Source organism: Bradyrhizobium sp. CB1717, assembly GCF_029714325.1.
Taxonomy (GTDB): domain Bacteria; phylum Pseudomonadota; class Alphaproteobacteria; order Rhizobiales; family Xanthobacteraceae; genus Bradyrhizobium.
The window spans coordinates 5,265,574-5,288,575 of record NZ_CP121666.1 but is presented as its reverse complement, the minus strand read 5'-3'; the positions used below and the strand labels follow the sequence as shown (position 1 = coordinate 5,288,575).

Below are 23,002 nucleotides of genomic sequence, written 5' to 3'. Positions count from 1 at the left end.
GGCAGGCACAGTCTCCGGAAAACGCCGGTCAGCAGGGTTTTGAGGTGATGATGCGGGGTGTCAAGAAATCTACATAATATCAGCATGTTACGAAGATATCCGAGTTGCGGGCCTAGGTAAGTTTTCGTTAGGAAATTCGGCTTTGTCGGAAGTGGAGGCAGTCCTGCCTCAGCCTTGGGGCCGCTGAGTCGCTGGCCGAGTCGCGCTTCGGCGGGAACCGCTGGGACGAGCGATATCGTCCCCCGACATGAAAAAAGCCCCCGGACCTGACGGAGCCGGGGGCTTTGTTGGACTGGGGCGCGTGACGTCAGACGTCGAGCAGCTCCTCGCTGGCAAATTCGGCCTTGTCCGAGATGAAGGCGAAGCGCGCTTCGGCCTTGGTGCCCATCAGCCGCTCCACCGAATCCGCCGTCGTGTCGCGGTCGTCGGCAAGCAGGACCACCTTGAGCAGCGTCCGCTTGCTCGGATCCATGGTGGTTTCCTTGAGCTGCGCCGGCATCATCTCGCCGAGACCTTTGAAGCGGTTCACCTCGACCTTGGCGTTGGCGTTGAACGCGCTCTTGAGCAGAGCCTCCTTGTGCGCGTCGTCGCGGGCGTAGACCGATTTCGAACCGTGCGTGAGCTTGTAGAGCGGCGGCACCGCGAGGAAGAGGTGGCCCTCGTCGATCAGCCGCGGCATCTGCCGGTAGAAGAACGTGATCAGCAGCGAAGCGATGTGGGCGCCGTCGACGTCGGCGTCGGTCATGATGATGATGCGCTGATAGCGCAGATCCTCTTCGCGATAATGCAGGAGCTGGCCACAGCCGATAGCCTGCACGAGATCGGAGAGCTGCGCGTTCGCCGTCAGCTTGTCCTTGCCGGCGGAGGCGACGTTGAGGATTTTTCCGCGCAATGGCAGCACCGCCTGCGTCTTGCGGTCGCGCGCCTGCTTGGCGCTGCCGCCGGCCGAGTCGCCCTCGACGATGAAGAGCTCGGATCCTTCGGTGCCGGCATCGGTGCAGTCGGCGAGCTTGCCGGGCAGGCGCAGCTTCTTGCCGGCGGTTTTTCGCGCGGTTTCCTTTTCCTGGCGGCGGCGCAGCCGTTCCTCGGCGCGGTCGATCACGAAGTCGAGCAGCCGGTTGGCCATGTTCGGATTGCCCGACAGCCAATGGTCGAACGGATCCTTCATCGCCTGCTCGACGATGCGCTGCGCTTCCGCCGTGGCGAGACGATCCTTGGTCTGGCCCTGGAATTCGGGCTCGCGCACGAACACCGAGAGCATCACGGCCGCGCCGACCATCACATCTTCGGAGGTGATGGAGGAGGCGCGCTTGCCCTGGCCGACGCGTTCAGCGTGATCCTTCAGGCCGCGCAAAAGGGCGCTGCGCAGGCCGGATTCGTGCGTGCCGCCATCCGGCGTCGGCACGGTGTTGGTGTAGGAGGACAGGAAGCCGTCGGCGTCCGCGGTCCAGGCCACGGCCCATTCGCAGGCGCCATGCGCGCCGTTGCGGCCCGACTTGCCCGAGAAGATGTCGGGATGCACCAGCGTGTCGGCGTGGATCGCCGCGGCGAGATAATCCTTGAGGCCACCGGGGAAGTGGAACGTCGCCTCCGCCGGCACGTCCTCGACGCCCTTGAGCAGTTCGGGCGCGCAGTTCCAGCGGATCTCGACGCCGCCGAACAGATAGGCCTTCGAGCGAGTCATCTTGAACAGGCGCTGCGGCTTGAACGCGGCCTTGGCGCCGAAGATGTCGGTGTCGGGCTTGAAGCGCACGCGCGTGCCGCGGCGGTTGTTGACCTTACCGAGGTCTTCGAGCTTGCCCTTGGGATGGCCGCGCTCAAAGCTCATGCGATAAAGCTTCTGGCTGCGTGCGACCTCGACTTCGAGGCGCGAGGAGAGGGCGTTGACGACGGAGATGCCGACGCCGTGCAGACCGCCCGAGGTCTCATAGACCTTGCTGTCGAACTTGCCGCCCGAATGCAGCGTGCACATGATGACTTCGAGCGCCGACTTCTTCGGGAATTTCGGATGCGGGTCGATCGGGATGCCGCGGCCGTTGTCGGTGACGGTCAGGAACCCGTCTGCGCTCAGCTCGACTCCGATGAAGGTCGCGTGTCCCGCCAGCGCCTCGTCCATCGAGTTGTCGATGACTTCGGCGAAGAGGTGATGCAGCGCCTTCTCGTCGGTTCCGCCGATATACATGCCGGGCCGGCGCCGCACCGGTTCGAGGCCTTCGAGCACCTCGATGTCGGCCGCGGTGTAGTCGGCTTCACCGCCGCTTCCGCGCGGTGCTGCCTTGGCGGCGGTGCGGGGCTTGGGCTCATCGCCGCCGAAAAAGTCGTCTTTTGCTTTTGGCTTCAACTGCTTGGACATATATCTTGATGTGCTTAGGGGGCCGCGTGGGCGGCGAATCGGTTAAGCGGACTATGCCACTTCTGGCTTGGAAAGGTTACCGCCGGGGTCGGCCAGGCCACGTGGATTGGGAGCCAATCCCGGCGATTTTACGCCGCCTTGCCATTAGTTCCCGGCAATTTGACGTCTCGGGCCTGTTTGGATCGGCTTTTGTGACTTGATGTCACACAAGCCCTTGGCTTACCAGTCGTTTTCATCGAGCAGCACCTTGAGCGGTCGGGAAGGCTATTTTCGGAATGGAGCAGTTTGCGCACGCCCTGACCGACTTCGTGCGCGCTCACCAGGCCTGGGCGGCTCCAATCGTGTTCCTGCTGGCCTTCGGGGAGTCGCTCGCCTTCATCTCGCTGTTGGTCCCGGCCTGGGGCGCGCTGGTTGCGATCGGCGCGCTGATCGGGGTGAGCGGCATCAGCTTCTATCCTGTCTGGATCGCCGGCGGCCTCGGGGCGGCGCTCGGCGACTGGGTCTCCTATTGGTTCGGCTACCGCTACAAGGAACACGTCGCCCAGATGTGGCCGCTCTCGCGTTATCCGGAGCTGCTGCCGAGGGGCGAGGCCTTCGTGCGGAGCTGGGGGATACCCAGCATCTTCATCGGCCGCTTCTTCGGCCCATTGCGCGCCTCGGTGCCGCTCGCGGCCGGCATTTTCGAGATGCCCTATTGGAGCTTCCAGGCCGCCAATTTCGTCTCGGCCCTGATCTGGTCGGCCGCACTGCTGCTGTTCGGCGACGTGATCGCCAAGGTCATGGAAGGGATCTGGCGGCTGATCTAGCCGCGTCATTCCGGGGCGCTCGCGACGCGAGCGAACCCGGAAATCTCGAGATTGAGGTTCAAGATTCCGGGTTCGACGCTTTGCATCGCCCCGGAATGACAACGGTTACCTTGACGGGAACCGCATCTGGCCTTATAGCCGCGCGCCATGATCAACGCCGCGACCATCCTGTTCGCCCGTCGCCGCCGCCGCACTTTAGCGGTTTGGGCGGTCGATCGCGTTTGAGATCATCGTCTTTGCCGCTGGATCCGATCCGCGGCATTCTCTCTCCTGTCAGCGCGATCTGATCCGGCGGCTCCCACAAGGAGGCCCAGCAGGAGACCACGATGTACACGCCACCCTTTTTCAAGCAGGACCGCGCCGCGAGCCTGAAATTCGCCGAGGAGCGCGGCTTCGGCACCATGTGCGCCTTCGACGGCAAGAGGCCGATCGCCTCGCCGTTGCCGTTCTATTTGACCTATGCGGCTGACGGCACGCCGCAGGCCGCCTTTCATGTCGCCCGTCACAATCCGCTGCTAAAGCTGGCGGACGGCGCGGCCGCCTGGATGCTCGCGGTCAACGGCCCCGATGCCTATGTATCGCCGGACTGGTACGTCTCGCCGGATCAGGTCCCGACCTGGCTCTACCAGTCGGTGCACCTGAGCGGGCCAGTCCGGCCGTTGTCGGATGAGGAGCTCGCGGTGCAGGTCGACACGCTCAGCGACAAGTTCGAGAATTGGCTGCTGCCGAAGAAGCCATGGACCTCGGGCAAGATGACGGCGGGCCGGCTGGAAGCGATGAAGAAGGGGATCGTGGGTCTGGTCATGACGGTTGAAGAGGTCGAGGGCAGCTTCAAGCTCAACCAGCACAAGTCCGACGCCGACTATACGGCGATCGCCAATGCGCTCGGCGCGCAGCCCGCGGCCGACGCCAGGAAAATCGCGCAACTGATGCAGGACGTGAGGCCGGAAGCCTTTGCGGCCGAGACCAACAAGCTCGAAAGGAGCGTTCCATGAGCCTCACGGAAACCACGAAAACCCCGACCACCGGCGCGGCCAAGAAGCCCGCCACCGTCTTCGTCGACGGCGGCTCCGGCACCACCGGGCTCGGCATCAACGAGCGGCTGAAGCTCCAGAGCGACGTTGCGGTGAAGACCATCGCCGACGACAAGCGCAAGGATCCCGCGGCCAAGAAGGCGCTGATGGAAGAGGTGGATCTCGTCATCCTCTGCCTGCCCGACGATGCCGCCAGGGAAACGGTGGCGCTGGTCGACAGCATGGGAGCTTCGGGGCCGAAGGTGCTGGACGCCTCAACCGCCTACCGGGTCGCACCCGACTGGGCCTACGGCTTTCCGGAGCTGACCGCGGACCAGGCCGGCAAGATCAAGGCGGCGAAGAAGGTCTCCAATCCCGGCTGCTATCCGACCGGCGGCATCGCACTGCTGCGGCCGATCGTCGATGCCGGCCTGTTGCCGCCTGACTATCCCGTCGCCGTCAACGCGGTGAGCGGCTATTCCGGCGGCGGCAAGTCGATGATCGCGAGTTTTGAAGACGGCAGCGCGCCGTCCTTCGAACTCTATGGCCTCGGCTTCGAGCACAAGCACCTGCCGGAGCTGCAGCTCTATTCGAACCTGACGCGGCGGCCGATCTTCATTCCCTCGGTCGGCAACTACCGCCAGGGCATGCTGGTCTCGGTGCCGCTCCAGCTCGACACGCTGCCGGGCAAGCCTGGCGGTGCCGACCTTCAGGCCGCGCTGGCCAAGCGGTATGCCGGCTCGAAATACGTCAAGGTGATGCCGCTGCAGAACGAGGCGACCAAGGGCGGCCGGCTCGAGCCGGAGGCGCTCAACGAGACCAACATGCTCGAGCTCTACGTCTTCGCCAGCGACAAATATCACCAGGCCGTGCTGGTCGCCCGGCTCGACAATCTCGGCAAGGGCGCCTCGGGCGCGGCCGTGCAGAACATGCGGCTGATGCTGGGCTTGCCGGAGGAGTAGGGAAGGCTCTCGTGCCATGGACGCAGCGCGGCGCCGCTTCGGCGGTGCGCTGCAAAGGCGGCGCGCGACATGGCTCGCGCGCCGTTCCTCACTGGAGAACGACGTCGGCCGGGAATGGCCGAACAGGTCGGCCCGCACACACATTGTTGCGGGCAGCCACGCTATCGAGATGGTATTTCTCGAGGTCGCTCAGCAAGCGATTGGAAATATCGCACACGTCCTGATGATCGCGCGCGTAGTCGACCGCGGCGCTCCAGGCGAGGGACGCGCGAACATAGGCATCGCAGCGGCTCGACATCAAAGTGCGCGTCATCGGCTTTGAGGCCTCGACGGCCTCGCTGCGCAGGCGGATTAGTTCAGGACATTGCGCCTGCGCGCCGGCCTCGCTGCAAGCTCCGGCGAGCGCGATCATTGCGACGGCTGAAAGAAGGGTCCGCATCGGGCATCCTCGCATCGGTTGCCTCAGCCCGCGTGACAATATCGCAGATTGCAGACCCCTGCAGCTCCTTTCGGATGCTCAGACCACCTTGAAGATCGCCAGCGCCAGCACGGCCTGCGCGAGGAAGCCGACGGTGAAGGCGAGGGTGCGGAACACCGGCAGGCCGAGCGCGTACACGATCAGATGGGCGACGCGGGCCCAGAAATAGACGGCGCAGGCGAGCACGGTCCATGTCGTGGAATAGTCGATCGCGTTCAGGATCAGCACCAGCGGCGCGAAGATCACGAGGTTCTCGACCGCATTGTCATGCGCGAACATCAGTCGGTTCGCCCATTCGGCTTGCGGCTTGTCGCCGCGCGACGGATTGGCCATGGCTCCGGAAAGGCCACGAACCTGGCAGCGGTTGATGATGTAGGGAACCCAGAGGATCCCGGTCAGGATCACCGTCAGTGTCAGCCAGAACAATTCGCGCGTCATAGTCCGGTCCCCTCTGTCGTCGCCGTGTTGAGAGCGAGTCTATACAAGAGCGCGGCAGAGTCCGCTATGCGCGAACCCTGACATAGCTGCCGGGTGCGTCCTCGATCGGCGGCAGCGCCTCGCTGCCGACCACGCGCGCCGGGACTTCCTCGGGATCGAGGCTGCCCAGCCATTCGCGCCAGTCCGGCCACCACGAACCCTTGTGCTCGACCGCGCCCTTCATCCAGTCCGCGACCGTGACGTCCTTGATGTTGTCGTTGGTCCAGTACTGGTACTTGTTCGAGGTCGGCGGATTGACCACGCCCGCGATGTGGCCCGAGCCGGACAGCACATACTTCACAGGCCCGCCGAAGAATTGCGAGCCGTACAGCACCGACTCGGCCGGAGCGATATGGTCCTCGCGGGTGGCGAGGTTGTAGACGGGCACCTTGACCTTGGAGAGATCGAGCAACGTGTTGTCGAGCACCATCGTGCCGGTCGAGAGCCGGTTCTCCAGATAGCAGTTGCGCAGGTAGTAGGAATGGTTCGCCTGCGTCATCCGCGTCGCATCGGAATTCCAGTGCAACAGGTCGAACGCGCTCGGCTGCTGGCCCTTCAGATAGTTGCTGACGACATAGGACCAGATCAGGTCGTTGGAGCGCAGCATGTTGAAGGCCATCGCCATCTTCGAGCCTTCGAGCACACCGGCCGCCTTCATGTCGTGCTCGAGCGCGGCGATCTGCTCCTCGTCGACGAAGACAAGGAGATCGCCCGCATGGGTGAAGTCGACCTGCGCCGCGAAGAACGTCGCCGACGAGACCCGCTGGCGGCGCTTCTCGGCGAGCCAGGCCAGCGTGGTCGCGAGCATGGTGCCGCCGACGCAATAACCGGCGGTGTGGACCTTCATCTCGCCGGTGACCTTCTCGATCACGTCCATCGCCGTGAGCGGGCCTTCCTTCATGTAGTCTTCCCAGCTCTTGGTGCCGAGCCGCTTGTCGGGATTGACCCATGAGATCACGAACACGGTGATGCCCTGGTCGACGCACCACTTGATGTAGGATTTCTCCGGCTTGAGATCGAGGATGTAGAACTTGTTGATCCAGGGCGGCACGATCAGGAGCGGGGTGCGCAGCACCTTCTCCGTGGTCGGCGAGTACTGGATCAGCTGCATCATCTCGTTCTGGTAGATCACCTTGCCCGGCGTCGTCGCCATGTTGACGCCGACGACGAGATTGTCCGGGTTGGACTGGCGGATCTTCAGCATGCCCTTGCCGGCCGCGATGTCCTCGGCCAGCATCTTCAGACCGCGCGCCAGGTTGCCGCCGCTGCTCGCCATCGTCTCGCGCAGCACTTCCGGATTGGTCAGCACGAAGTTCGAGGGCGAGATCGCGTTGGCGACCTGCTGGACGTAGAACTCCGCCTTGCGGCGGGTGTGCGCATCGAGGCCGTCGGCGTCGCGCACCAGCTCCTGCGCCCATTTCGTCGTGAGCAGATAGAGCTGCATCACGAAATCGAAGAACTGGTTCGACTTCCATTCCGGATCGGCGAAGCGCTTGTCGCGCGGCGAGGGCGCGATCGCCGGCTCGGCGTTCTGGCCGGCCATGCGGCGCGCTGCCGAGCCCCAGAGGTCGAGATAGTCCTTGGCGAGCTTGGTCTGCAGATCGGACGAGCGCGAGGAGTCCGACAGCCAGTATTCGGCAACCGCGGTGAAGGTCTTGACCATCTCGGTGAGCTCGGGCGGCGGGCGGTCCTGCACCTCGCCGCTCTCGCGCGGCTTGAGGTAGGCGGCCAGCGCCTTGCCACCGCTTTCCATCGCCTGCGCGACGTTCATCGCGAAGGCTTCCGCATCGAACTTCGTCTCGGACTGGTTTGCCCCGGAGCTGGGCTTGTCGGTCGTGGCGGTACTCATGGCCAGAACAGTAACGATTCATTCCGTATTCGTCACCGCGAAGCTCGCAGGTTTGGCGTTAAACACGCACGAAGATGTGCTGCACTGCGACAAGTTTTCCTGGTTCCGTCATAATCAGGCCGCACCGCTCGGCTTGGTAGTGCCGGGCTGTTTTCTCGCTCGCACCATTTGGGCAGCAATGGTTTGAGCTTGGGCGCGGCGTCGGGTAGGCTTACCCGGGGCCGTGCTTTGGGACGAGTAGGGGATTCCCAAGTGTTGGCGTTAAGGGACCTGCAAAAGACGCTGCCGATCCGCGGCGCGCTGCTGATGGTGGCGCTCGCCCTGGGCGGCTGCTCGAGTCAGCTCGCGGATCTCACGCCTGCGGACGCGCAGGCTCATCCCAAGGAGCCCGGCAGCTATTTGCCGGTGCACGACCTGCCGCCGGATCGCGATCAGGCGATCATCCCGCCGGACCAGCGCGCCAAGATCGAGGCCGAGCTTGCCGCGGCGCGCGACCGCCAGGCCGTTGCCGCCAAAGACGCCAAATGAGGCAGTGCAAGGTAATCGCTGGCGCCCCCGTCTTGCCGTGCTAAAAGACCTGAGTTCAGCCGAGAGTCAGGGCGAACGACTTCAGCTTCCGCCGTCGAAAATTGCTCTAAGTATTTGATTTTGAGCCATTTAGCGGCCGGGCCGGGCGCTTTAACGATCAGCGCTCGTGGCCAGTCGATTCTGTCCTGACCGGTTGCCCGGAGCCCAGAGAGCCATGGAAGAATTTTACCGCATCCGCCGCCTTCCGCCTTACGTGTTCGAGCAGGTCAACCGGGCCAAGGCGGCCGCGCGGAATGCCGGCGCCGACATCATCGACCTCGGCATGGGCAATCCGGACCTGCCGGCGCCGCCGCATGTGCTGGAGAAGCTCAAGGAGACGCTCGGCAAGCCGCGCACCGACCGCTATTCGGCCTCCCGCGGCATCCCGGGTCTGCGCCGGGCCCAGGCCGCCTATTACGAGCGCCGCTTCGGCGTGAAGCTCAACCCCGACACCCAGGTGGTGGCGACGCTCGGCTCCAAGGAGGGCTTTGCCAACGTGGCGCAGGCGATCACCGCGCCAGGTGACGTCATCCTCTGTCCGAACCCGAGCTACCCGATTCACGCCTTCGGCTTTTTGATGGCGGGCGGCGTGATCCGCTCGGTGCCCTCGGAGCCGACGCCGCAATTCTTCGAGGCGGTGGAGCGGGCGATCGTGCATTCGATCCCGAAGCCCTTGGCGCTGGTGGTCTGCTATCCCTCCAACCCGACCGCCTATGTCGCGAGCCTCGACTTCTACAAGGACCTCGTCGCCTTCGCGAAGAAGCACGAGATCCTGATCCTGTCCGATCTCGCCTATGCCGAGGTCTATTTCGACGAGAACAACCCGCCGCCCTCGGTGCTCCAGGTGCCGGGCGCGATGGACGTCACCGTCGAGTTCACCTCGATGTCGAAGACCTATTCGATGGCCGGCTGGCGCATGGGCTTTGCGGTCGGCAATGAGCGCGTGATCGCAGCGCTTGCCCGCGTCAAATCCTATCTCGACTACGGCGCCTTCACGCCGGTGCAGGTCGCCGCGACCGCGGCATTGAACGGCCCGGACGATTGCATCAAGGAGATGCGCGACACCTATCGCAAGCGCCGCGACGCGCTGGTGGAGTCGTTCGGCCGCGCCGGCTGGGAGATTCCGCCGCCGGAGGCTTCGATGTTTGCCTGGGTGCCGCTGCCGGAAGCCTTCCGCAGCGTCGGCAGCATGCAGTTCGCGACCCTGATGGTGGAGAAATCCGGCGTGGCGGTGTCGCCCGGCGTCGGCTTCGGCGAGCATGGTGAAGGATATGTCCGCATCGCCATGGTGGAAAACGAGCAACGGATCAGGCAGGCCGCGCGCGGCGTGCGCCGCTTCCTTGAAAGCGGCATCGAAACGTTGCACAACGTCGTTCCGCTCGCCAACCGGCGCTAATTCTCTTCGACAGGTTTTCTGAAAGCATCATGGTCGCACCCCTGAAAGTGGGCATAGCGGGGCTCGGCACCGTGGGTGCCGAAGTCGTCCGTTTGATTGAAACGCAAGCGCGCGTGCTCGCGGGGCGCAGCGGCCGCGGTATTCGCGTCGTCGCCGTCACGGCGCGCTCGAAGGCCAAGAAGCGCAGCATCGACCTGCGCGGCGTCGAATGGGCCAAGGATCCGCTTGCGCTCGCCACCCATCCCGAGGTCGACTGCTTCGTCGAGCTGATGGGCGGCGCGGGCGATCCCGCGCTCTCCGCGGTCGAAGCTGCGCTCAATGCCGGCAAGTCGGTCGTCACGGCCAACAAGGCGCTGCTCGCCAAGCACGGCATCAAGCTGGCGAAGTCCGCCGAAAAGCACGGCGGCGCGCTGAATTTCGAGGCAGCCGTTGGCGCCGCGATTCCCGTCATCAAAACGTTACGCGAGGGTCTTGCCGGAACCGGCATCAACCGCGTCTACGGCATCCTCAACGGCACCTGCAATTACATCCTGACCCGGATGGAGCAGGAGGGCCTCTCCTTTGCCGAGTGTCTGAAGGATGCACAGCGGCTCGGCTATGCCGAGGCCAATCCGTCCTTCGACGTCGACGGCCACGATACTGCGCAAAAACTCTCGATCCTCGCCAGCCTCGCTTTCGGCACGAAAGTTGCTCAAAGCGCGGTGTATGTCGAAGGTATCTCCTCCATCGCGCCGGAAGACCTGCGCGCCGCCGACGATCTCGGTTACCGGCTCAAGCTGCTCGGCGTTGCCGTTCGCACCGCCAAGGGCATCGAGCAGCGCGTGCATCCGACCATGGTTCCCAAATCCTCCTCGATCGCGCAGGTGATGGGTGTCACCAATGCGGTCACGATCGATGGCGAGGGCATCCCGCCGATCACGCTGGTCGGCCCCGGCGCCGGCGGTGCTGCTACGGCATCGGCCGTCGTCGCCGACATCGCCGATGTTGCGCGCGGCATCCGCGCCAATCCGTTCGGCCGACCGATCGCGCATCTGTGCGACACCAAGAAGGCGCCGATGGAGCGGCATGAAGGCGGCTACTACATCCGCCTGCTGGCGCGAGATTTCCCGGGCACCGCGGCTGCGATCGCGACCCGGCTTGCAGAACAGAAGATTTCGATCGAGTCGATCGTGCAGCGCCATCCCAATGGCGGCGCTGCGCCGGCCGACGGCAAGGCGGTGCCGGTGCCCGTCATCCTGATCACCTACGCAACGCATGAGGATGCCGTGCGACGCGCGCTCGCCGCCGTGCAGAAGGACAAGGTCATCAGCGGACGGCCGCAGGTCATAAGGATCGAGAAGAACTGACACGGTTCGAACGAACTGTTGGTGTTACGAGTTGATACGGACGGAGATTTCCGTCCCAAACGTCTTCGAAGGAGCTAGCCGATGTCGACCCATATTGAAGTCCCCCCGCACGCCTTGCTCGAGCGCATTCTCACGCTGGAGATCGTGCGGGTGACGGAGCGGGCGGCGGTGTCGTCGGCGCGACTGCGCGGGCACGGTAACGAGAAGGCGGCCGACCAGGCCGCGGTCGACGCCATGCGGCGCGAGCTGAACAAGCTGCCGATCCAGGGCACCATCGTGATCGGCGAGGGTGAGCGCGACGAGGCGCCGATGCTCTATATCGGCGAGCAGGTCGGCCTCAAGGCCGGCCCGCAAGTCGACATCGCGGTCGACCCGCTCGAAGGCACCACGCTGTGCGCCAAGAACATGCCGGGCTCGATCGCCACCATGGCGATGGCCGACGGCGGCACGCTGTTGCACGCGCCCGACGTCTACATGGAGAAGCTCGCGATCGGTCCCGGTTATGACAAGGGTGTTGTCGAAATTGATGCCTCGCCCGCCGACAATGTGCGCCGGCTCGCCAAGGCCAAGGGTGTCAAGCCTGATGGCATCACCGTTCTCGTGCTCGACCGTCCGCGCCATGCCAGCATCATCGAGAGCGTGCGCTCGACTGGGGCTGCCGTGCGCCTCATCACCGACGGCGACGTCGCCGGCGTGATCCACTGCGCCGACCCCGACAACACCGGCGTCGACATGTATCTCGGCACTGGCGGTGCGCCGGAAGGCGTGCTGGCGGCCGTGGCGCTGCGTTGTATCGGTGGCCAGATGCAGTGCCGCCTGATCCTCGATTCCGACGAGAAGCGCGAGCGCGCCGCCAAGATGGGCGTCAACGATCCCAAGATGATCTACGGCATCGAGGACATGGCGCGGGGCGACTGCCTGTTCGCCGCCACCGGCGTCACCACGGGCTCGCTGCTCTCGGGCGTGAAATTCCGCAAGGACGGCGTGATCGAGACCGAGACGGTGGTGATGCGCTCCGTCACCGGCACCGTGCGCTACATCAAGGCCGAGCACCGCGAGCTCGCGAAGTTCCACCTGGACTAATTCCTCTGAGTCATTCCGGGGCGACGCGAAAGCGTCGAACCCGGAATCCAGAGATGACGGCGCGAGATTCCGGGTTCTCAGGGCCGCGCTTTGCGCGGTCCTTTCGCCCCGGAACGCCAACAAGAACAACAAGGGAAGCGCACATGTCCGACCTTTCCGCCGTCAAAGCCCTCGTCTTCGACGTGTTCGGCACGGTCGTGGACTGGCGCACCAGCCTGATCACCGACTTCATGTGGTGGGCGAAGGGCCGCGGCATCAGCGCCGACTGGACCGCTCTGGTCGACGGCTGGCGCGGCATGTATGTCGCGTCGATGGATGACGTGCGCAAACATCCCGAGCGCGGCTATGTCATGCTCGACGATCTGCATCGCCGCTCGCTGGAGAAGCTGGTCGAGAAGTTCGAGATCAAGGGCCTCACCGAGGTCGACCTCGATCACCTCACCAAGGGCTGGCACCGCCTCAATCCGTGGCCCGACAGCGTCGCCGGCCTGACCCGGTTGAAGACGAAATTCGTGATCTCGCCGCTGTCGAACGGCAACGTCGCGCTCCTCACCAACATGGCCAAGTTTGCCGGCCTGCCGTGGGATCTCATCATGTCGGCCGAGCTGTTCGAGCACTACAAGCCCGATCCCGAAACCTATCTCGGTGCCGCACGGCTGCTCGGCCTCAAGCCCGAAGAAGTGATGATGGTCGCCGCCCACAACGGCGATCTCGCCGCTGCGCAGAAGTACGGTCTGAAGACAGCGTTCGTGGCGCGTCCGACGGAGTACGGTCCGCTGCAGAAGGTCGATTTCGAGGCGACCGGCAATTGGGACATCGTCGCGAAGGACTTTGGCGGCATCGCCGACCAGCTCGGCTGCTAGCACCGCTGCTCTCGCTCAAAGATTTGCTGCTGGCGTGACCATCAGGTCGCGCGATCACGCCTGCGCGAGGGCGCGGCCGTCAGATGCGTGCCACAACGGCAAAGACCGCAATCTCGTTCAGCTCCATCGGACGGCTACGCTCGGGACGGGGCGCGATCCAGCCTGCCGGTCAACATTGCACCGAGAGCAATGTTCATATTGTACCGATGTGGATATCGGATCATATTCCGGGCAATCAGCAAATTGCACCGGGACCGCCTGGTGCCAGCGGAGTGACGACATTGCCCCTGAGTTATCTCGATCTGTTTCTGGCATTCCTCGGATTGACCTTTGGACTGCCCTCTGTGCTGCCCGGCCTGTTTTTCCGAAACAAGGACGGTCGGCCCCCGAGGTCGCAAGCGGAGTAACGGCGCTGTCCGGACGCGGCTGACGGACTTGGACGCGACTGACTTGGACGCGACGGACTTGGAGACGCGCAGATGGCACTGACGGTCACTACTGTCCTCATCGCCTTTGCCGGGGTGTTCCTGATCTGCTTCATGAAGGGCGCATTCGGCGGCGGGTTCTCGATCGTCGGCATTCCGCTGCTGTCGTTCGTGATGGACCCGGTCACGGCCGGCGGCCTGCTGGCGCCATTGTTCATCGCGATGGACCTGTTCGCGCTGCGCTACTGGAAGCCGTCGACCTGGTCGAAGCCGGACCTCGTGCTGCTGTTGCCCGGGCTCGTGGCCGGCATTGCGCTCGGCTATTTGCTGTTTCGCGTGCTCGACCATCGCGCCGTTGCCATCGTGATGGCGCTCGTCACCCTGGTCTTCGTCGGTCTATGGCTTGTGAGCGACCCGAAGGTCGTCATTCGTCCGCGTTCGTCACCGAAGGCCGTCGCGGCCGGTCTTGCCTCCGGTGTCACGACCATGGTCGCGCATTCGGGTGGACCGCCGTTGGCGATGTATTTGCTGCCGCTCGGCCTCAGCAAGGAAGTCTATGCGGGCACGACCAGCCTGTTCTTTACGGTCGGCAATGCGACCAAGGCGGTGCCGTGGTTGCTGCTGGTGCGGCCGACTGGAAACGTCTGGATCGTCATGGCCGCGTGCCTGCTCGCGATTCCCTCAGGCGTCTGGCTCGGCTGGCGGCTGCACGGCAGGCTCGACCAGCAGCAGATCTATCGGGCCTGCTACGGCCTGCTGGTCATTACCGCGCTGAAGCTGTTGTGGGACGGTGTGTCCGGCTATCTCGCCTGATCCTCAGGTGCACAGAACGTCGCAATGGCGAGGTCGATCCGCCGGTCGAGCACACGGCGGTTGAGCCGGAATTCGGTGTCCGTCAGCAGCCTGAAATGATCGTGGCCGAACACCATGCCGAACAGCATTTCGGCGATGAGGCGCAGCGGCACGCTCTCGACGCGACGTTCCAGGCGAATCGTCTTGAGCAACTCGACGATATGCTCTGTGCCGCTCTCCATGATGACCTCGGCGAACATGCGCCCCAGCTCCGGCGAGGCCTGGCGTTCACCGATGATCAGGCGCTGCAGCGCGATCTCGCCCGGCGATAGCGCCACGTCCGCCGCCTCCCGGAGCATGTTTCGAAGCCGGGTCACCGGCGATCCTTCCGAAGGAGCTTCGGCGTAATCGGCTTCGGGCAGGCTGCGCAGCAGCATGGCGCGGAACAGCTCGGTCTTGCTCGCGAATAGCTTGTAGAGCGTCTTCTTCGACATGCCGGCGGCGCCGGCGATGTCGTCCATGGTCGTCGCGGCAAAGCCCTTGCTGGTGAAGGTGTCCTTCGCCGCCGTCAGCAAATGTAACAGGCGTGCATCGGGTGCGGGACGGGCGGCGTCCCGTTCGGGGGGCAGACTGCCGGCGGCTTGTCGGCGGCTGACGGATTTCCTCGCCATGCAAAACCTGTCGTTCAGTTGGGGGCGGTTCACGACTGCTTGAGCGGACGCATCGGGGCAGCCTAGCACTTGACTTCGGAGAAGGAAACTCCCAAGTTTCCTGATGGAAACTACATAGTTTCCAGATGTGTCAATGTAAATGGCCTCTCCGGGAGGCCCGCAACCTCATCCCAAATCTCAGCCCATGGATCGTCATCATGCGTCCCCCGATCGTTCGCGCTGTTCCGTTACTCGCTCTGCTGTCGCTCGCAGCCTGCGGCGAACAGGGCCAGCAAGCGGGACCACGGCAGATGGTGCCGGAGGTCGGCGTTCTCACCTTGAAGCCGCAGGAGGCGAAGATCTCGACGGTCCTGCCGGGTCGGGTCGTCGCCTACCAGGTCTCCGAGGTCCGGCCGCAGGTCACCGGCATTCTGCTCAAGCGCGATTTCGTGGAGGGCGCCGAGGTGAAGGAAGGCGATCTGCTCTATGAGATCGACCCCGTCCAGTACAAGGCCGCGCTGGCGAGCTCCGAGGCCGCGGTGCAGCGGGCCGAGGCGACGCTGGTCAGCGTCAAGCTGAAGGCGGCGCGCAAGACCCAGCTGCTTCAGACCAATGCGGCGAGCCAGCAGGACGTCGACGATGCCGTTGCCGCCTACAAGCAGGGCGAGGCCGATCTGAAGGCGGCCGAAGCCAACCGCGACACCGCCGCGATCTCGCTCGACCGCACCAAGGTCACCGCCTCGATCTCGGGCCGGATCGGCAAATCGTCGATCACACCAGGCGCGCTGGTCACCGCAAGCCAGGCGACCGCCATGACGACGATCCAGCAGCTCGACCCTGTCTATGTCGACCTCGACCAGTCGACCTCGGAGATGGAGCGGTTGCGCAACCAGATCGCCAGCGGAAAGCTGAAGCGCCCGGCCGAGGGCGTGCAGGTCGAATTGCTGATGGAGAGCGGCAAGACCTACGGCCACAAGGGCAAATACGGCTTCACCGATGCGAGCGTCAACGAGAGCACCGGCTCGGTTTCCTCGCGCGCGATCTTCGCCAATCCCGAGCGGGCGCTGCTGCCGGGCATGTATGTCCGCGCGCGCGTCGTCGCCGGTGTCGATCCGAACGCGATCCTGGTGCCGCAGCGGGCGGTCTCGCGCAATCCGCTGGGGCAGGCGGTGGCGATGTTCGTCGACAAGGACGGCAAGATCGAGCAGCGCACGCTGGATCTCGGCGAGGACGTCGACGGCAACTGGCTCGTCCGTTCCGGCGCCAGGCCGGGCGACCGCCTCGTCCTCGACGGAACGCAGAAAGCCCGTCCCGGCGCACCCGTGAAGACCGTCGAGGTCGCGGTCGACCCCGCAACCGGCCTCACCGTGAATTCGACACGGCAGGCCGATGCGCGGCCCGCACCCGCCACAACCGAGCAGTAATCGTCATGTCGCATTTCTTCATCAAGCGGCCGATCTTCGCCTGGGTCATCGCCATCCTGATCATGCTGGGCGGCGTGCTTGCCATCCTGCGGCTGCCGATCGCACAATATCCGCAGATCGCGCCGACCGTGGTCACGATCACGGCGACCTATCCCGGAGCCAACGCGGAGACCGCCGAGAACTCGGTGACCAAGGTCATCGAGCAGAACATGACGGGCCTCGACTATCTCCAATACATGTCGTCGTCGAGCACCTCGACCGGCCAGGTGCAGATCTCACTGACCTTCACCAACGAGGCGGACGCCGATATCGCCCAGGTGCAGGTGCAGAACAAGCTCCAGCTCGCAACCCCCTTGCTGCCGCAAGTCGTGCAGCAGCAGGGCATCAAGGTGGTGAAATCGTCGGCGAGCTTTTTGATGGTGCTCGGCTTCGTCTCCGAGGATGGAAGGCTCGCCGCCAGCGACATCTCCGATTACGTGGCGTCGTCGATCAATGATCCCATCAGCCGCGTCGCTGGCGTCGGCCAGGTGACGCTGTTCGGTGCCGAATACGCCATGCGCATCTGGCTCGATCCGGACAAGCTGACGAAGTACAATCTGATGCCGGGCGATGTCATCGCCGCGATCCAGACCCAGAACACCCAGGTCACGGCCGGCCAGCTCGGCGGCCTTCCATCGGTCGGCGGCCAGCAGCTCAATGCCACCATCACCTCGCAGAGCCGCCTGCAGACGGTCGAGCAGTTCAAGGACATCATCCTGAGGACCGCCTCGTCCGGCCAGACGGTGCGCATCGGCGACGTCGCGCGCGTCGAGCTTGGCTCGAAGTCCTACGATTCCGCCGCGCGCTACAACGGCAAGCCGGCCGCCGGCATGGGCATCAGCCTTGCGACCGGCGCCAATGCGGTCGCGACCTCGGAAGCGGTGAAGGCGCGCGTGGCCCAGCTCAGCGCCACCATGCCGGAGGGGCTCCGCGTCGTCTATCCCTACGACACCACGCCCTTCGTCAAGCTGTCGATCGAAAAGGTGATCCACACGCTGTTCGAGGCGATCGCGCTCGTCTTCGTCGTGATGTTCGTGTTCCTGCAAAGCTGGCGCGCCACCATCATTCCGACCATCGCGGTGCCGGTGGTGCTTCTCGGCACGTTCGGCGTGCTCTCGCTCGCGGGGTATTCCATCAACACGCTGACGATGTTCGCGATGGTGCTGGCGATCGGCCTCCTGGTCGACGATGCCATCGTCGTGGTCGAGAATGTCGAGCGCGTCATGGTCGAGGAGCATCTCTCTCCGCGCGAGGCGACGGAGAAGTCCATGCGCGAGATCACCGGCGCGCTGGTCGGGATCGGCGTCGTGCTTTCGGCGGTGTTCATCCCGATGGCGTTCTTCAACGGCTCGGTCGGCATCATCTACCGGCAGTTCGCGCTGACCATCGTCACGGCGATGCTGCTTTCGGTGCTGGTGGCGCTGGTGCTGACGCCGGCTTTGTGCGCGACCATCCTGAAGCCGCCGAAGCATCACGGCACGCAAGCCGGCTTCTTCGGCCTGTTCAACCGCGGCTTCGACCGCATGGCGGACGGGTATCAGCGCACCGCAGGCGCCGCGATCAGGCGCATCGCCGGCGTGATCATCGCCTTCGTCGCGATCGTCGCCGGCATGGTCGTCCTGTTTCAGCGGCTGCCGAGCTCGTTCCTGCCCGAGGAGGATCAGGGCACGATCATGACCCTGATCCAGCTTCCGGTCGGCGCGACCTCGGTGCGCACGCTCGACGTGATCAAGCAGGTCGAGCATCAATATCTCGATAACGAGAAGGATGCGGTGGAGGGCGTGTTCGCGGTCAGCGGTTTCAGCTTTGCCGGGCAGGGCCAGAATGTCGGCCTCGCCTTCGTCAGCCTGAAACCGTTCGACGACCGCAAGAGTCCTGCGACCTCGGCGCAGGCCGTGGTCGGCCGCGCCATGGGCGCGTTCATGAAGATCCGCGACGCCATGGTGTTCGCGGTGCTGCCGCCGTCGATCCCTGGCTTCGGCAATGCCGGCGGTTTCGATCTCTATCTCCAGGACACCGGCGGCAATGGTCACGAGGCGCTGATCCAGGCGCGCAACCAGCTGCTCGGCCAGCTCGCGGCGGACCCGCGCGTCGCGCAAGCGCGGCCGAACGGGCAGGACGATACGCCGCAATTCAACCTCGACGTTGACCAGGCCAAGGCCACCGCGCTCGGCGTCAGCCTGAGCGACCTCAACACCACGCTGTCGGCGGCGTGGGGCGGCGCCTATGTCAACGACTTCATCGACCGGGGCCGCGTCAAGCAGGTCTATGTGCAGAGCGACGCGCCGTTCCGCATGGATACCAGCGACATCGGCCGCTGGTACGTCCGCAATGCCTCGGGCTCCATGGTACCGTTCTCGGCACTGGCGACCAACCGCTGGAGTTTTGGCTCGCCGCGCCTCGAGCGCTACAACGGCGTTGCCGCCGTCGAGCTGCAGGGCCAGGCCGGGCAGGGCATCAGTTCGGGCGTCGCGATGCAGGCGGTGGAGGAGCAGATGGCCAAGCTGCCCAAGGGCTACGGCCACGAATGGACCGGTCTGTCGTTCCAGGAGCGGCTGACCGGCAGCCAGACGCTGTATCTCTATTCGATCTCGCTGCTGATCGTCTTCCTCAGCCTTGCCGCGCTCTACGAGAGCTGGTCGGTTCCGTTCGCGGTGATACTGACGGTGCCGATCGGCGTGCTCGGCGCGCTGGCGGGAGCGACGCTGTTCGGCCAAGCCAACGACGTCTATTTCCAGGTCGGCCTTTTGACCACGATCGGTCTCGCCTCCAAGAACGCGATCCTGATCATCGAATTCGCGCTGGAGCAGATCGCGGCCGGCCGCAGCCTGGTCGAGGCGACGCTGCACGCCGCGCGCCAGCGCCTGCGCCCGATCCTGATGACATCGCTCGCCTTCATCCTCGGCGTGCTGCCGCTGGCGGTGGCGACGGGGGCCGGCTCGGCCAGCCAGAACGCGGTCGGCATCGGCGTTGCCGGCGGCATGATCGCGGCAACCGTGCTCGGCATCTTCTTCGTGCCCGCGCTGTTCGTGCTGGTCCGCAGGATATTTCCGGGCAAGCGGACGGATGCCGCCGCAAATCCCGTCGCCGCTGCGGAGCCCGCGGAATAGTGCGCGCTACTTCGCGATCGGCGTCGTCAGCTCGGTATCGGCCGTGTCCACCACGAACACGGCCAGCAGCTTCGCAGGCTCGGTGTCGCTGGCGTTGGAGCTGACGGCGTGGCGATCGCCGGGCTTCTCGAAAAAGTTCTCGCCCTTCTGATAGACTTTTGCGGGCTCGTCATTGACCTGGCTTCGGATCGCTCCCTCCAGCACCGTCGCATAGATGAACGCGGAGCGCGCGTGGATGTGGGCCGGTGAGAAGCCTCCGGGACCATATTCGACCAGCACGCCCTTCATGCTCTTGCCCGGAACATTCGGCAGGGCATGGTCGAACACCACGCTCACCTTGGCCGATTTCGCTGCAGGCTGCGTCTCGGCGGCCTGTGCCGGAAGGAAGACGACGGCGCACGCCGCCGTCGCGATCAACAGTCTGCGCATGGGATGTCCTTCATTGCCAAGGTTGCAGTGACGCGAGGGTCCTCAGACTGTCGCCAGCCATGCCGCGAGCGGCGTTGTCCCGAGCCTGGCCTCGCCGAGCGGGACCAGCGAAGTGTCCTCGATGGGGGAGCCGTAATATCCGGCCTTGGCGTCTCCCACGACGGGACGGCTGTCGCCGGCCGCCTTCAGACGGCGCGCGACGAACTCGTTGAAGGGCGCCTTTTCGGGTCCCGCGATATCGATGGTGCCGTTGAGCGGCTGCCCCGTCGCGACCTCCGCGAGACAAGCGACCACGTCGTCGGATGCGATCGGCTGAAACGCCGCCGATGGCACGACGACCCGCCCCTCAGCCGCACCCGTCTCGGCGATGGCGCCGAGGAATTCGAAGAATTGCGTGGCGCGCACGATCGAGTAGGGGACCGACGATGCCTTGACGATGGTTTCCTGCGCGAGCTTGGCCCGGAAATAGGCGATTTCAGGCGAGCGATCCGTTCCCACGATCGACAGCGCGACGTGATGCTTGACGCCCGCTGTGGCCTCCGTCGTCGCGAGGTTCTTGCTCGATCGCTGGAAGAATTCGAGTACGGCAGCAGGCTCCCAGGACGGCGCGTTGGCGACGTCAACCACGACGTCCGCGCCGGCGAGCACGGCAGCGAGACCTTCGCCGGTGACGGCATTCACGCCCGACTTCGGCGAGGCGGCTACGGCCTCGTGGCCCTGCTGCTTCAGCTTCGCCACAAGCTTGGATCCGATCAAACCGGTACCGCCGATCACGACGATCTTCATGGCATGTCTCCTCGGCATTTTCGAACGCGAGTGCGCGGGGGGCGTTACGCTCTCGCGACGATGAATGATGCGGGCAGAATCTTATCCGAGCAATGCGGCGGGCTCTTGCCTGGAACGGGCCTGCCTTGCCGAAAAATGCTCCAGAGAGCGGGGACAGGAATTGGTCAGGGATCATTCCCCTCCGTCGCGCGCGCGGATCCGATAACGTGCCCGGGCCGCACATGCGCGACCCTGGGCTTGATGGCACCGGCTACAACGTCATCTGCATCGGCTCGGGATAATAGTGGAATCCGTCACCGGCCTTGGCGACATGGCCATAGCCCGGCCAGGCGAAGTGATAGGACATCACCGGCGTCTTGTTGGCCGCCAGCATGGTCAGCAGTTTCACGCGCGACTCTGCCGCCTGCTTCGGATCGGTGTCGTAGGAGAACTCCATGCGCGGCCGCTCCAGCAGCAGCACCGAATGGTGCGAGAGGTCGCCGAGGAAGGCGAACGACTTGCCGGCTGACGAAACCATGAAGATGGTGTGGCCGACGGTGTGACCGGGCGCCGCGATCGCCTGCACGCCGGGCAAGAATTCCTGGCCGTCTTTGAAGAACACGATGCGATCGCGGACCGGCAGCAGGTTCTTGCGGGCATGCACGACAAAATCCTTGGCCGCGCTGCCCATCTTGCCTTCGTCGGTCCAGAAGTCGAAATCGGTCTGGGAGATGTAGATCTGTGCGTTCGGGAACAGCGGCTTGTTGTTGGCATCCACGATGCCGCCGATATGGTCGATATGCGCGTGCGAGCAGACCACCGCATCGATATCCTCCGGCTTGATGCCTGCCTCCATCATGCTCTTCTGCTGCCGGCCAGTTGTGGCGCCGAACATCTTGGATGAGCCCATGCCGGTGTCGAACAGGATCAGCTTGTCGCCGGTGTTCACGATCGGTGAGTTCTGCTCCAGCACGACGTTGTCGGGCGACAGGAAATTGTCCGCCAGCATCTTCTTCACCTCTTCCTTGGGAACGCCGGTGAAGGTGCCGGAGGGATCGCCGAGCGGCAGCGGTCCGTCGGATACGACGGTCACTTCGGCATCGCCGAGAATGAAGCGGTGCCAGTAGGGCGTCTGGGTGCCGAGCTTGGGCGCGCGTGCCATCGCACTGCTGCCAAGAAGCGCACTGGCACCGAGGCCGGCACCGAGCGCGAGCAGGGACCGACGTGAGACATCAAGTGTCATTCGTTCCTCCATTTTCTGTTTTGAACCGCGCGATTGGTCGCGCGTGATGTACGGCCTTGGGCCGGCAGTTGGATGCTGCGCCGGTTCAGACAGGCTCGCAAGAGGAAACGGATTGGCGACGATGGCGGGGAGAGTAAGAAACAATCAATGATTGTGTCGCGATTGTGTTCTCTGAATCTTCCTTACAGGACTCTCACGCAATTCTCAGCGTAAGGTCGCTTGCCTCCGTCTCGGCAAAGCCGGCCTGCAAGACCTCCTCGCGCTTGTGGCGCAGATGCGCACGCAGGATGTGGGAGAGGCCGGCGCCGTCGCGCCGCTGCAGCGCGTTCACGATCGCCTCGTGCTCCTTCACGGCGAGCGCCCAGCGCTGCGGCGTCATCGGCGTGACGTAGCGCGCGCGGCGGATGCGCGCGGTCACGGAGGCATAGAGCCCCGCGAGGACGGGATTGCCGGCCGCGGTGACGATGGCCTCGTGAATGGCGCGGTTGCCGCGATAGTACTGGATCAGATCGCCCTCGCGATAATGCCGCACCATCTCGTCATGCGCGGCGGCGATCGCGCCGATCTCGGCGTCGCTGATGCGCTCGCAGGCGAGCTCGCCGGCGAGCGCTTCGAGGCCCTGGCAGACCTCGAACAGGTCGCGCATGTCCTTGTCGGTCAGCTTTGCCGCGCGCGAGCCGCGATGGGGCAGGAGCTGCACGAGGCCTTCGGCGGCGAGCACCTTGAGCGCCTCGCGCAGCGGCGTGCGCGAGATCTCGAGCCGCTCGCACAGCTCGCGCTCGGGAATCCGCGCGCCCGGTGGGATCTCACCGTCGAGCAGGATGGCGCGGATGCGGCCGACGACCTCCTCGTGAAGCATGGGACGTGTGACTCCAGTTTGAATTCAAAAATCCCGGAAAGCGTGAAAATTTGGAAGTTCCGGCTTGCTAATC

The 23,002-nt window shown here is 64.6% G+C and carries 21 protein-coding genes; 12 read left to right on the top strand and 9 right to left on the bottom strand.

Annotation, left to right across the window (positions count from 1 at the left end):
- Positions 1-307 precede the first annotated feature (307 nt).
- Positions 308-2,353, bottom strand: coding sequence for a DNA topoisomerase IV subunit B (parE, locus tag QA649_RS25195; RefSeq protein ID WP_283019562.1), 2,046 nt, complete (start codon positions 2,351-2,353; stop codon positions 308-310).
- Between the two features lie 275 nt (positions 2,354-2,628).
- Here parE and QA649_RS25190 point away from each other — a divergent pair, with 275 nt between their 5' ends.
- The 3 genes from QA649_RS25190 (at position 2,629) to argC (ending at position 5,134) form a co-directional block, all read left to right on the top strand.
- Positions 2,629-3,159: a DedA family protein gene (locus QA649_RS25190; protein ID WP_283019561.1), complete on the top strand. Its 531-nt coding sequence runs from the start codon at positions 2,629-2,631 to the stop codon at positions 3,157-3,159.
- A gap of 326 nt (positions 3,160-3,485) precedes the next feature.
- Positions 3,486-4,154: an FMN-binding negative transcriptional regulator gene (locus tag QA649_RS25185; RefSeq protein ID WP_283019560.1), complete on the top strand. Its 669-nt coding sequence runs from the start codon at positions 3,486-3,488 to the stop codon at positions 4,152-4,154.
- Entirely contained in the window at positions 4,151-5,134 is a 984-nt protein-coding gene (argC, locus tag QA649_RS25180) for an N-acetyl-gamma-glutamyl-phosphate reductase (RefSeq protein WP_283019559.1), read from the top strand. Before QA649_RS25185 ends, argC begins: the two co-directional genes overlap by 4 nt.
- 88 nt (positions 5,135-5,222) lie before the next feature.
- Here the strand turns inward: argC and QA649_RS25175 are convergent, their stop codons facing one another.
- The 3 genes from QA649_RS25175 to phaC form a co-directional block, all read right to left on the bottom strand.
- Positions 5,223-5,546 (bottom strand): hypothetical protein, encoded by a 324-nt coding sequence (locus QA649_RS25175; protein ID WP_283019558.1) that lies wholly within the window; start codon positions 5,544-5,546, stop codon positions 5,223-5,225.
- Between the two features lie 105 nt (positions 5,547-5,651).
- Entirely contained in the window at positions 5,652-6,050 is a 399-nt protein-coding gene (locus tag QA649_RS25170) for an MAPEG family protein (protein WP_018641729.1), read from the bottom strand.
- Positions 6,051-6,114: 64 nt separating this feature from the next.
- Complete coding sequence (gene phaC / locus QA649_RS25165) at positions 6,115-7,938, bottom strand: class I poly(R)-hydroxyalkanoic acid synthase (RefSeq protein ID WP_283019557.1); 1,824 nt, start codon at positions 7,936-7,938, stop codon at positions 6,115-6,117.
- Here phaC and QA649_RS25160 point away from each other — a divergent pair.
- The 7 genes from QA649_RS25160 (at position 7,937) to QA649_RS25130 (ending at position 14,431) form a co-directional block, all read left to right on the top strand.
- Positions 7,937-8,125, top strand: coding sequence for a hypothetical protein (locus tag QA649_RS25160; protein ID WP_283019556.1), 189 nt, complete (start codon positions 7,937-7,939; stop codon positions 8,123-8,125). The genes phaC and QA649_RS25160 overlap by 2 nt on opposite strands.
- 65 nt (positions 8,126-8,190) lie before the next feature.
- Positions 8,191-8,466: a hypothetical protein gene (locus QA649_RS25155; protein WP_026311798.1), complete on the top strand. Its 276-nt coding sequence runs from the start codon at positions 8,191-8,193 to the stop codon at positions 8,464-8,466.
- Between the two features lie 214 nt (positions 8,467-8,680).
- Positions 8,681-9,901, top strand: a complete 1,221-nt coding sequence (locus tag QA649_RS25150; protein ID WP_283019555.1) for an LL-diaminopimelate aminotransferase — start codon at positions 8,681-8,683, stop codon at positions 9,899-9,901.
- A 29-nt stretch (positions 9,902-9,930) separates the two neighbouring features.
- The gene (locus QA649_RS25145; RefSeq protein ID WP_283019554.1) at positions 9,931-11,247 is read left to right on the top strand and encodes a homoserine dehydrogenase; all 1,317 of its coding nucleotides are present in this window, start codon (positions 9,931-9,933) and stop codon (positions 11,245-11,247) included.
- Positions 11,248-11,328: 81 nt separating this feature from the next.
- Positions 11,329-12,330, top strand: coding sequence for a class II fructose-bisphosphatase (glpX, locus tag QA649_RS25140; protein ID WP_211406282.1), 1,002 nt, complete (start codon positions 11,329-11,331; stop codon positions 12,328-12,330).
- Positions 12,331-12,473: 143 nt separating this feature from the next.
- The gene (locus QA649_RS25135; protein WP_283019553.1) at positions 12,474-13,193 is read left to right on the top strand and encodes a haloacid dehalogenase type II; all 720 of its coding nucleotides are present in this window, start codon (positions 12,474-12,476) and stop codon (positions 13,191-13,193) included.
- Between the two features lie 479 nt (positions 13,194-13,672).
- Complete coding sequence (locus QA649_RS25130; protein ID WP_283019552.1) at positions 13,673-14,431, top strand: sulfite exporter TauE/SafE family protein; 759 nt, start codon at positions 13,673-13,675, stop codon at positions 14,429-14,431.
- Here QA649_RS25130 and QA649_RS25125 read toward each other — a convergent pair.
- A complete protein-coding gene (locus tag QA649_RS25125; RefSeq protein WP_283019551.1) occupies positions 14,419-15,081 on the bottom strand; it encodes a TetR/AcrR family transcriptional regulator in 663 nt (220 codons plus the stop codon). The genes QA649_RS25130 and QA649_RS25125 overlap by 13 nt on opposite strands.
- A gap of 197 nt (positions 15,082-15,278) precedes the next feature.
- Between QA649_RS25125 and QA649_RS25120 the strand changes: the two genes are divergently transcribed.
- Entirely contained in the window at positions 15,279-16,484 is a 1,206-nt protein-coding gene (locus QA649_RS25120; RefSeq protein WP_283019550.1) for an efflux RND transporter periplasmic adaptor subunit, read from the top strand.
- Between the two features lie 5 nt (positions 16,485-16,489).
- Entirely contained in the window at positions 16,490-19,633 is a 3,144-nt protein-coding gene (locus QA649_RS25115; protein WP_283019549.1) for an efflux RND transporter permease subunit, read from the top strand.
- A 6-nt stretch (positions 19,634-19,639) separates the two neighbouring features.
- Here QA649_RS25115 and QA649_RS25110 read toward each other — a convergent pair whose 3' ends face one another.
- The 4 genes from QA649_RS25110 to QA649_RS25095 all read right to left on the bottom strand — a co-directional run bounded on the left by QA649_RS25110 (position 19,640) and on the right by QA649_RS25095 (position 22,929).
- On the bottom strand, positions 19,640-20,062 hold the full coding sequence (locus QA649_RS25110) for a cupin domain-containing protein (RefSeq protein WP_283019548.1): 423 nt from the start codon (positions 20,060-20,062) through the stop codon (positions 19,640-19,642).
- Between the two features lie 42 nt (positions 20,063-20,104).
- Positions 20,105-20,848, bottom strand: coding sequence for an SDR family oxidoreductase (locus QA649_RS25105; RefSeq protein WP_283019547.1), 744 nt, complete (start codon positions 20,846-20,848; stop codon positions 20,105-20,107).
- A gap of 250 nt (positions 20,849-21,098) precedes the next feature.
- Positions 21,099-22,070, bottom strand: a complete 972-nt coding sequence (locus tag QA649_RS25100) for an MBL fold metallo-hydrolase (protein ID WP_283019546.1) — start codon at positions 22,068-22,070, stop codon at positions 21,099-21,101.
- Positions 22,071-22,263: 193 nt separating this feature from the next.
- On the bottom strand, positions 22,264-22,929 hold the full coding sequence (locus QA649_RS25095; RefSeq protein WP_283019545.1) for a GntR family transcriptional regulator: 666 nt from the start codon (positions 22,927-22,929) through the stop codon (positions 22,264-22,266).
- Positions 22,930-23,002 lie beyond the last annotated feature (73 nt).

Bases quoted from the DNA above. Each gene is read 5' to 3' on its own strand.
- QA649_RS25145 (WP_283019554.1), top strand. From the start codon at position 9,931: ATGGTCGCACCCCTGAAAGTGGGCATAGCGGGGCTCGGCACCGTGGGT.
- QA649_RS25130 (WP_283019552.1), top strand. From the start codon at position 13,673: ATGGCACTGACGGTCACTACTGTCCTCATCGCCTTTGCCGGGGTGTTC.
- QA649_RS25185 (WP_283019560.1), top strand. From the start codon at position 3,486: ATGTACACGCCACCCTTTTTCAAGCAGGACCGCGCCGCGAGCCTGAAA.
- QA649_RS25150 (WP_283019555.1), top strand. From the start codon at position 8,681: ATGGAAGAATTTTACCGCATCCGCCGCCTTCCGCCTTACGTGTTCGAG.
- QA649_RS25170 (WP_018641729.1), bottom strand. From the start codon at position 6,050: ATGACGCGCGAATTGTTCTGGCTGACACTGACGGTGATCCTGACCGGG.
- QA649_RS25160 (WP_283019556.1), top strand. From the start codon at position 7,937: ATGGCCAGAACAGTAACGATTCATTCCGTATTCGTCACCGCGAAGCTC.
- QA649_RS25190 (WP_283019561.1), top strand. From the start codon at position 2,629: ATGGAGCAGTTTGCGCACGCCCTGACCGACTTCGTGCGCGCTCACCAG.
- glpX (WP_211406282.1), top strand. From the start codon at position 11,329: ATGTCGACCCATATTGAAGTCCCCCCGCACGCCTTGCTCGAGCGCATT.
- QA649_RS25110 (WP_283019548.1), bottom strand. From the start codon at position 20,062: ATGCGCAGACTGTTGATCGCGACGGCGGCGTGCGCCGTCGTCTTCCTT.
- QA649_RS25125 (WP_283019551.1), bottom strand. From the start codon at position 15,081: ATGGCGAGGAAATCCGTCAGCCGCCGACAAGCCGCCGGCAGTCTGCCC.
- phaC (WP_283019557.1), bottom strand. From the start codon at position 7,938: ATGAGTACCGCCACGACCGACAAGCCCAGCTCCGGGGCAAACCAGTCC.
- QA649_RS25175 (WP_283019558.1), bottom strand. From the start codon at position 5,546: ATGATCGCGCTCGCCGGAGCTTGCAGCGAGGCCGGCGCGCAGGCGCAA.
- QA649_RS25100 (WP_283019546.1), bottom strand. From the start codon at position 22,070: ATGACACTTGATGTCTCACGTCGGTCCCTGCTCGCGCTCGGTGCCGGC.
- parE (WP_283019562.1), bottom strand. From the start codon at position 2,353: ATGTCCAAGCAGTTGAAGCCAAAAGCAAAAGACGACTTTTTCGGCGGC.
- argC (WP_283019559.1), top strand. From the start codon at position 4,151: ATGAGCCTCACGGAAACCACGAAAACCCCGACCACCGGCGCGGCCAAG.
- QA649_RS25120 (WP_283019550.1), top strand. From the start codon at position 15,279: ATGCGTCCCCCGATCGTTCGCGCTGTTCCGTTACTCGCTCTGCTGTCG.
- QA649_RS25115 (WP_283019549.1), top strand. From the start codon at position 16,490: ATGTCGCATTTCTTCATCAAGCGGCCGATCTTCGCCTGGGTCATCGCC.
- QA649_RS25095 (WP_283019545.1), bottom strand. From the start codon at position 22,929: ATGCTTCACGAGGAGGTCGTCGGCCGCATCCGCGCCATCCTGCTCGAC.
- QA649_RS25105 (WP_283019547.1), bottom strand. From the start codon at position 20,848: ATGAAGATCGTCGTGATCGGCGGTACCGGTTTGATCGGATCCAAGCTT.
- QA649_RS25135 (WP_283019553.1), top strand. From the start codon at position 12,474: ATGTCCGACCTTTCCGCCGTCAAAGCCCTCGTCTTCGACGTGTTCGGC.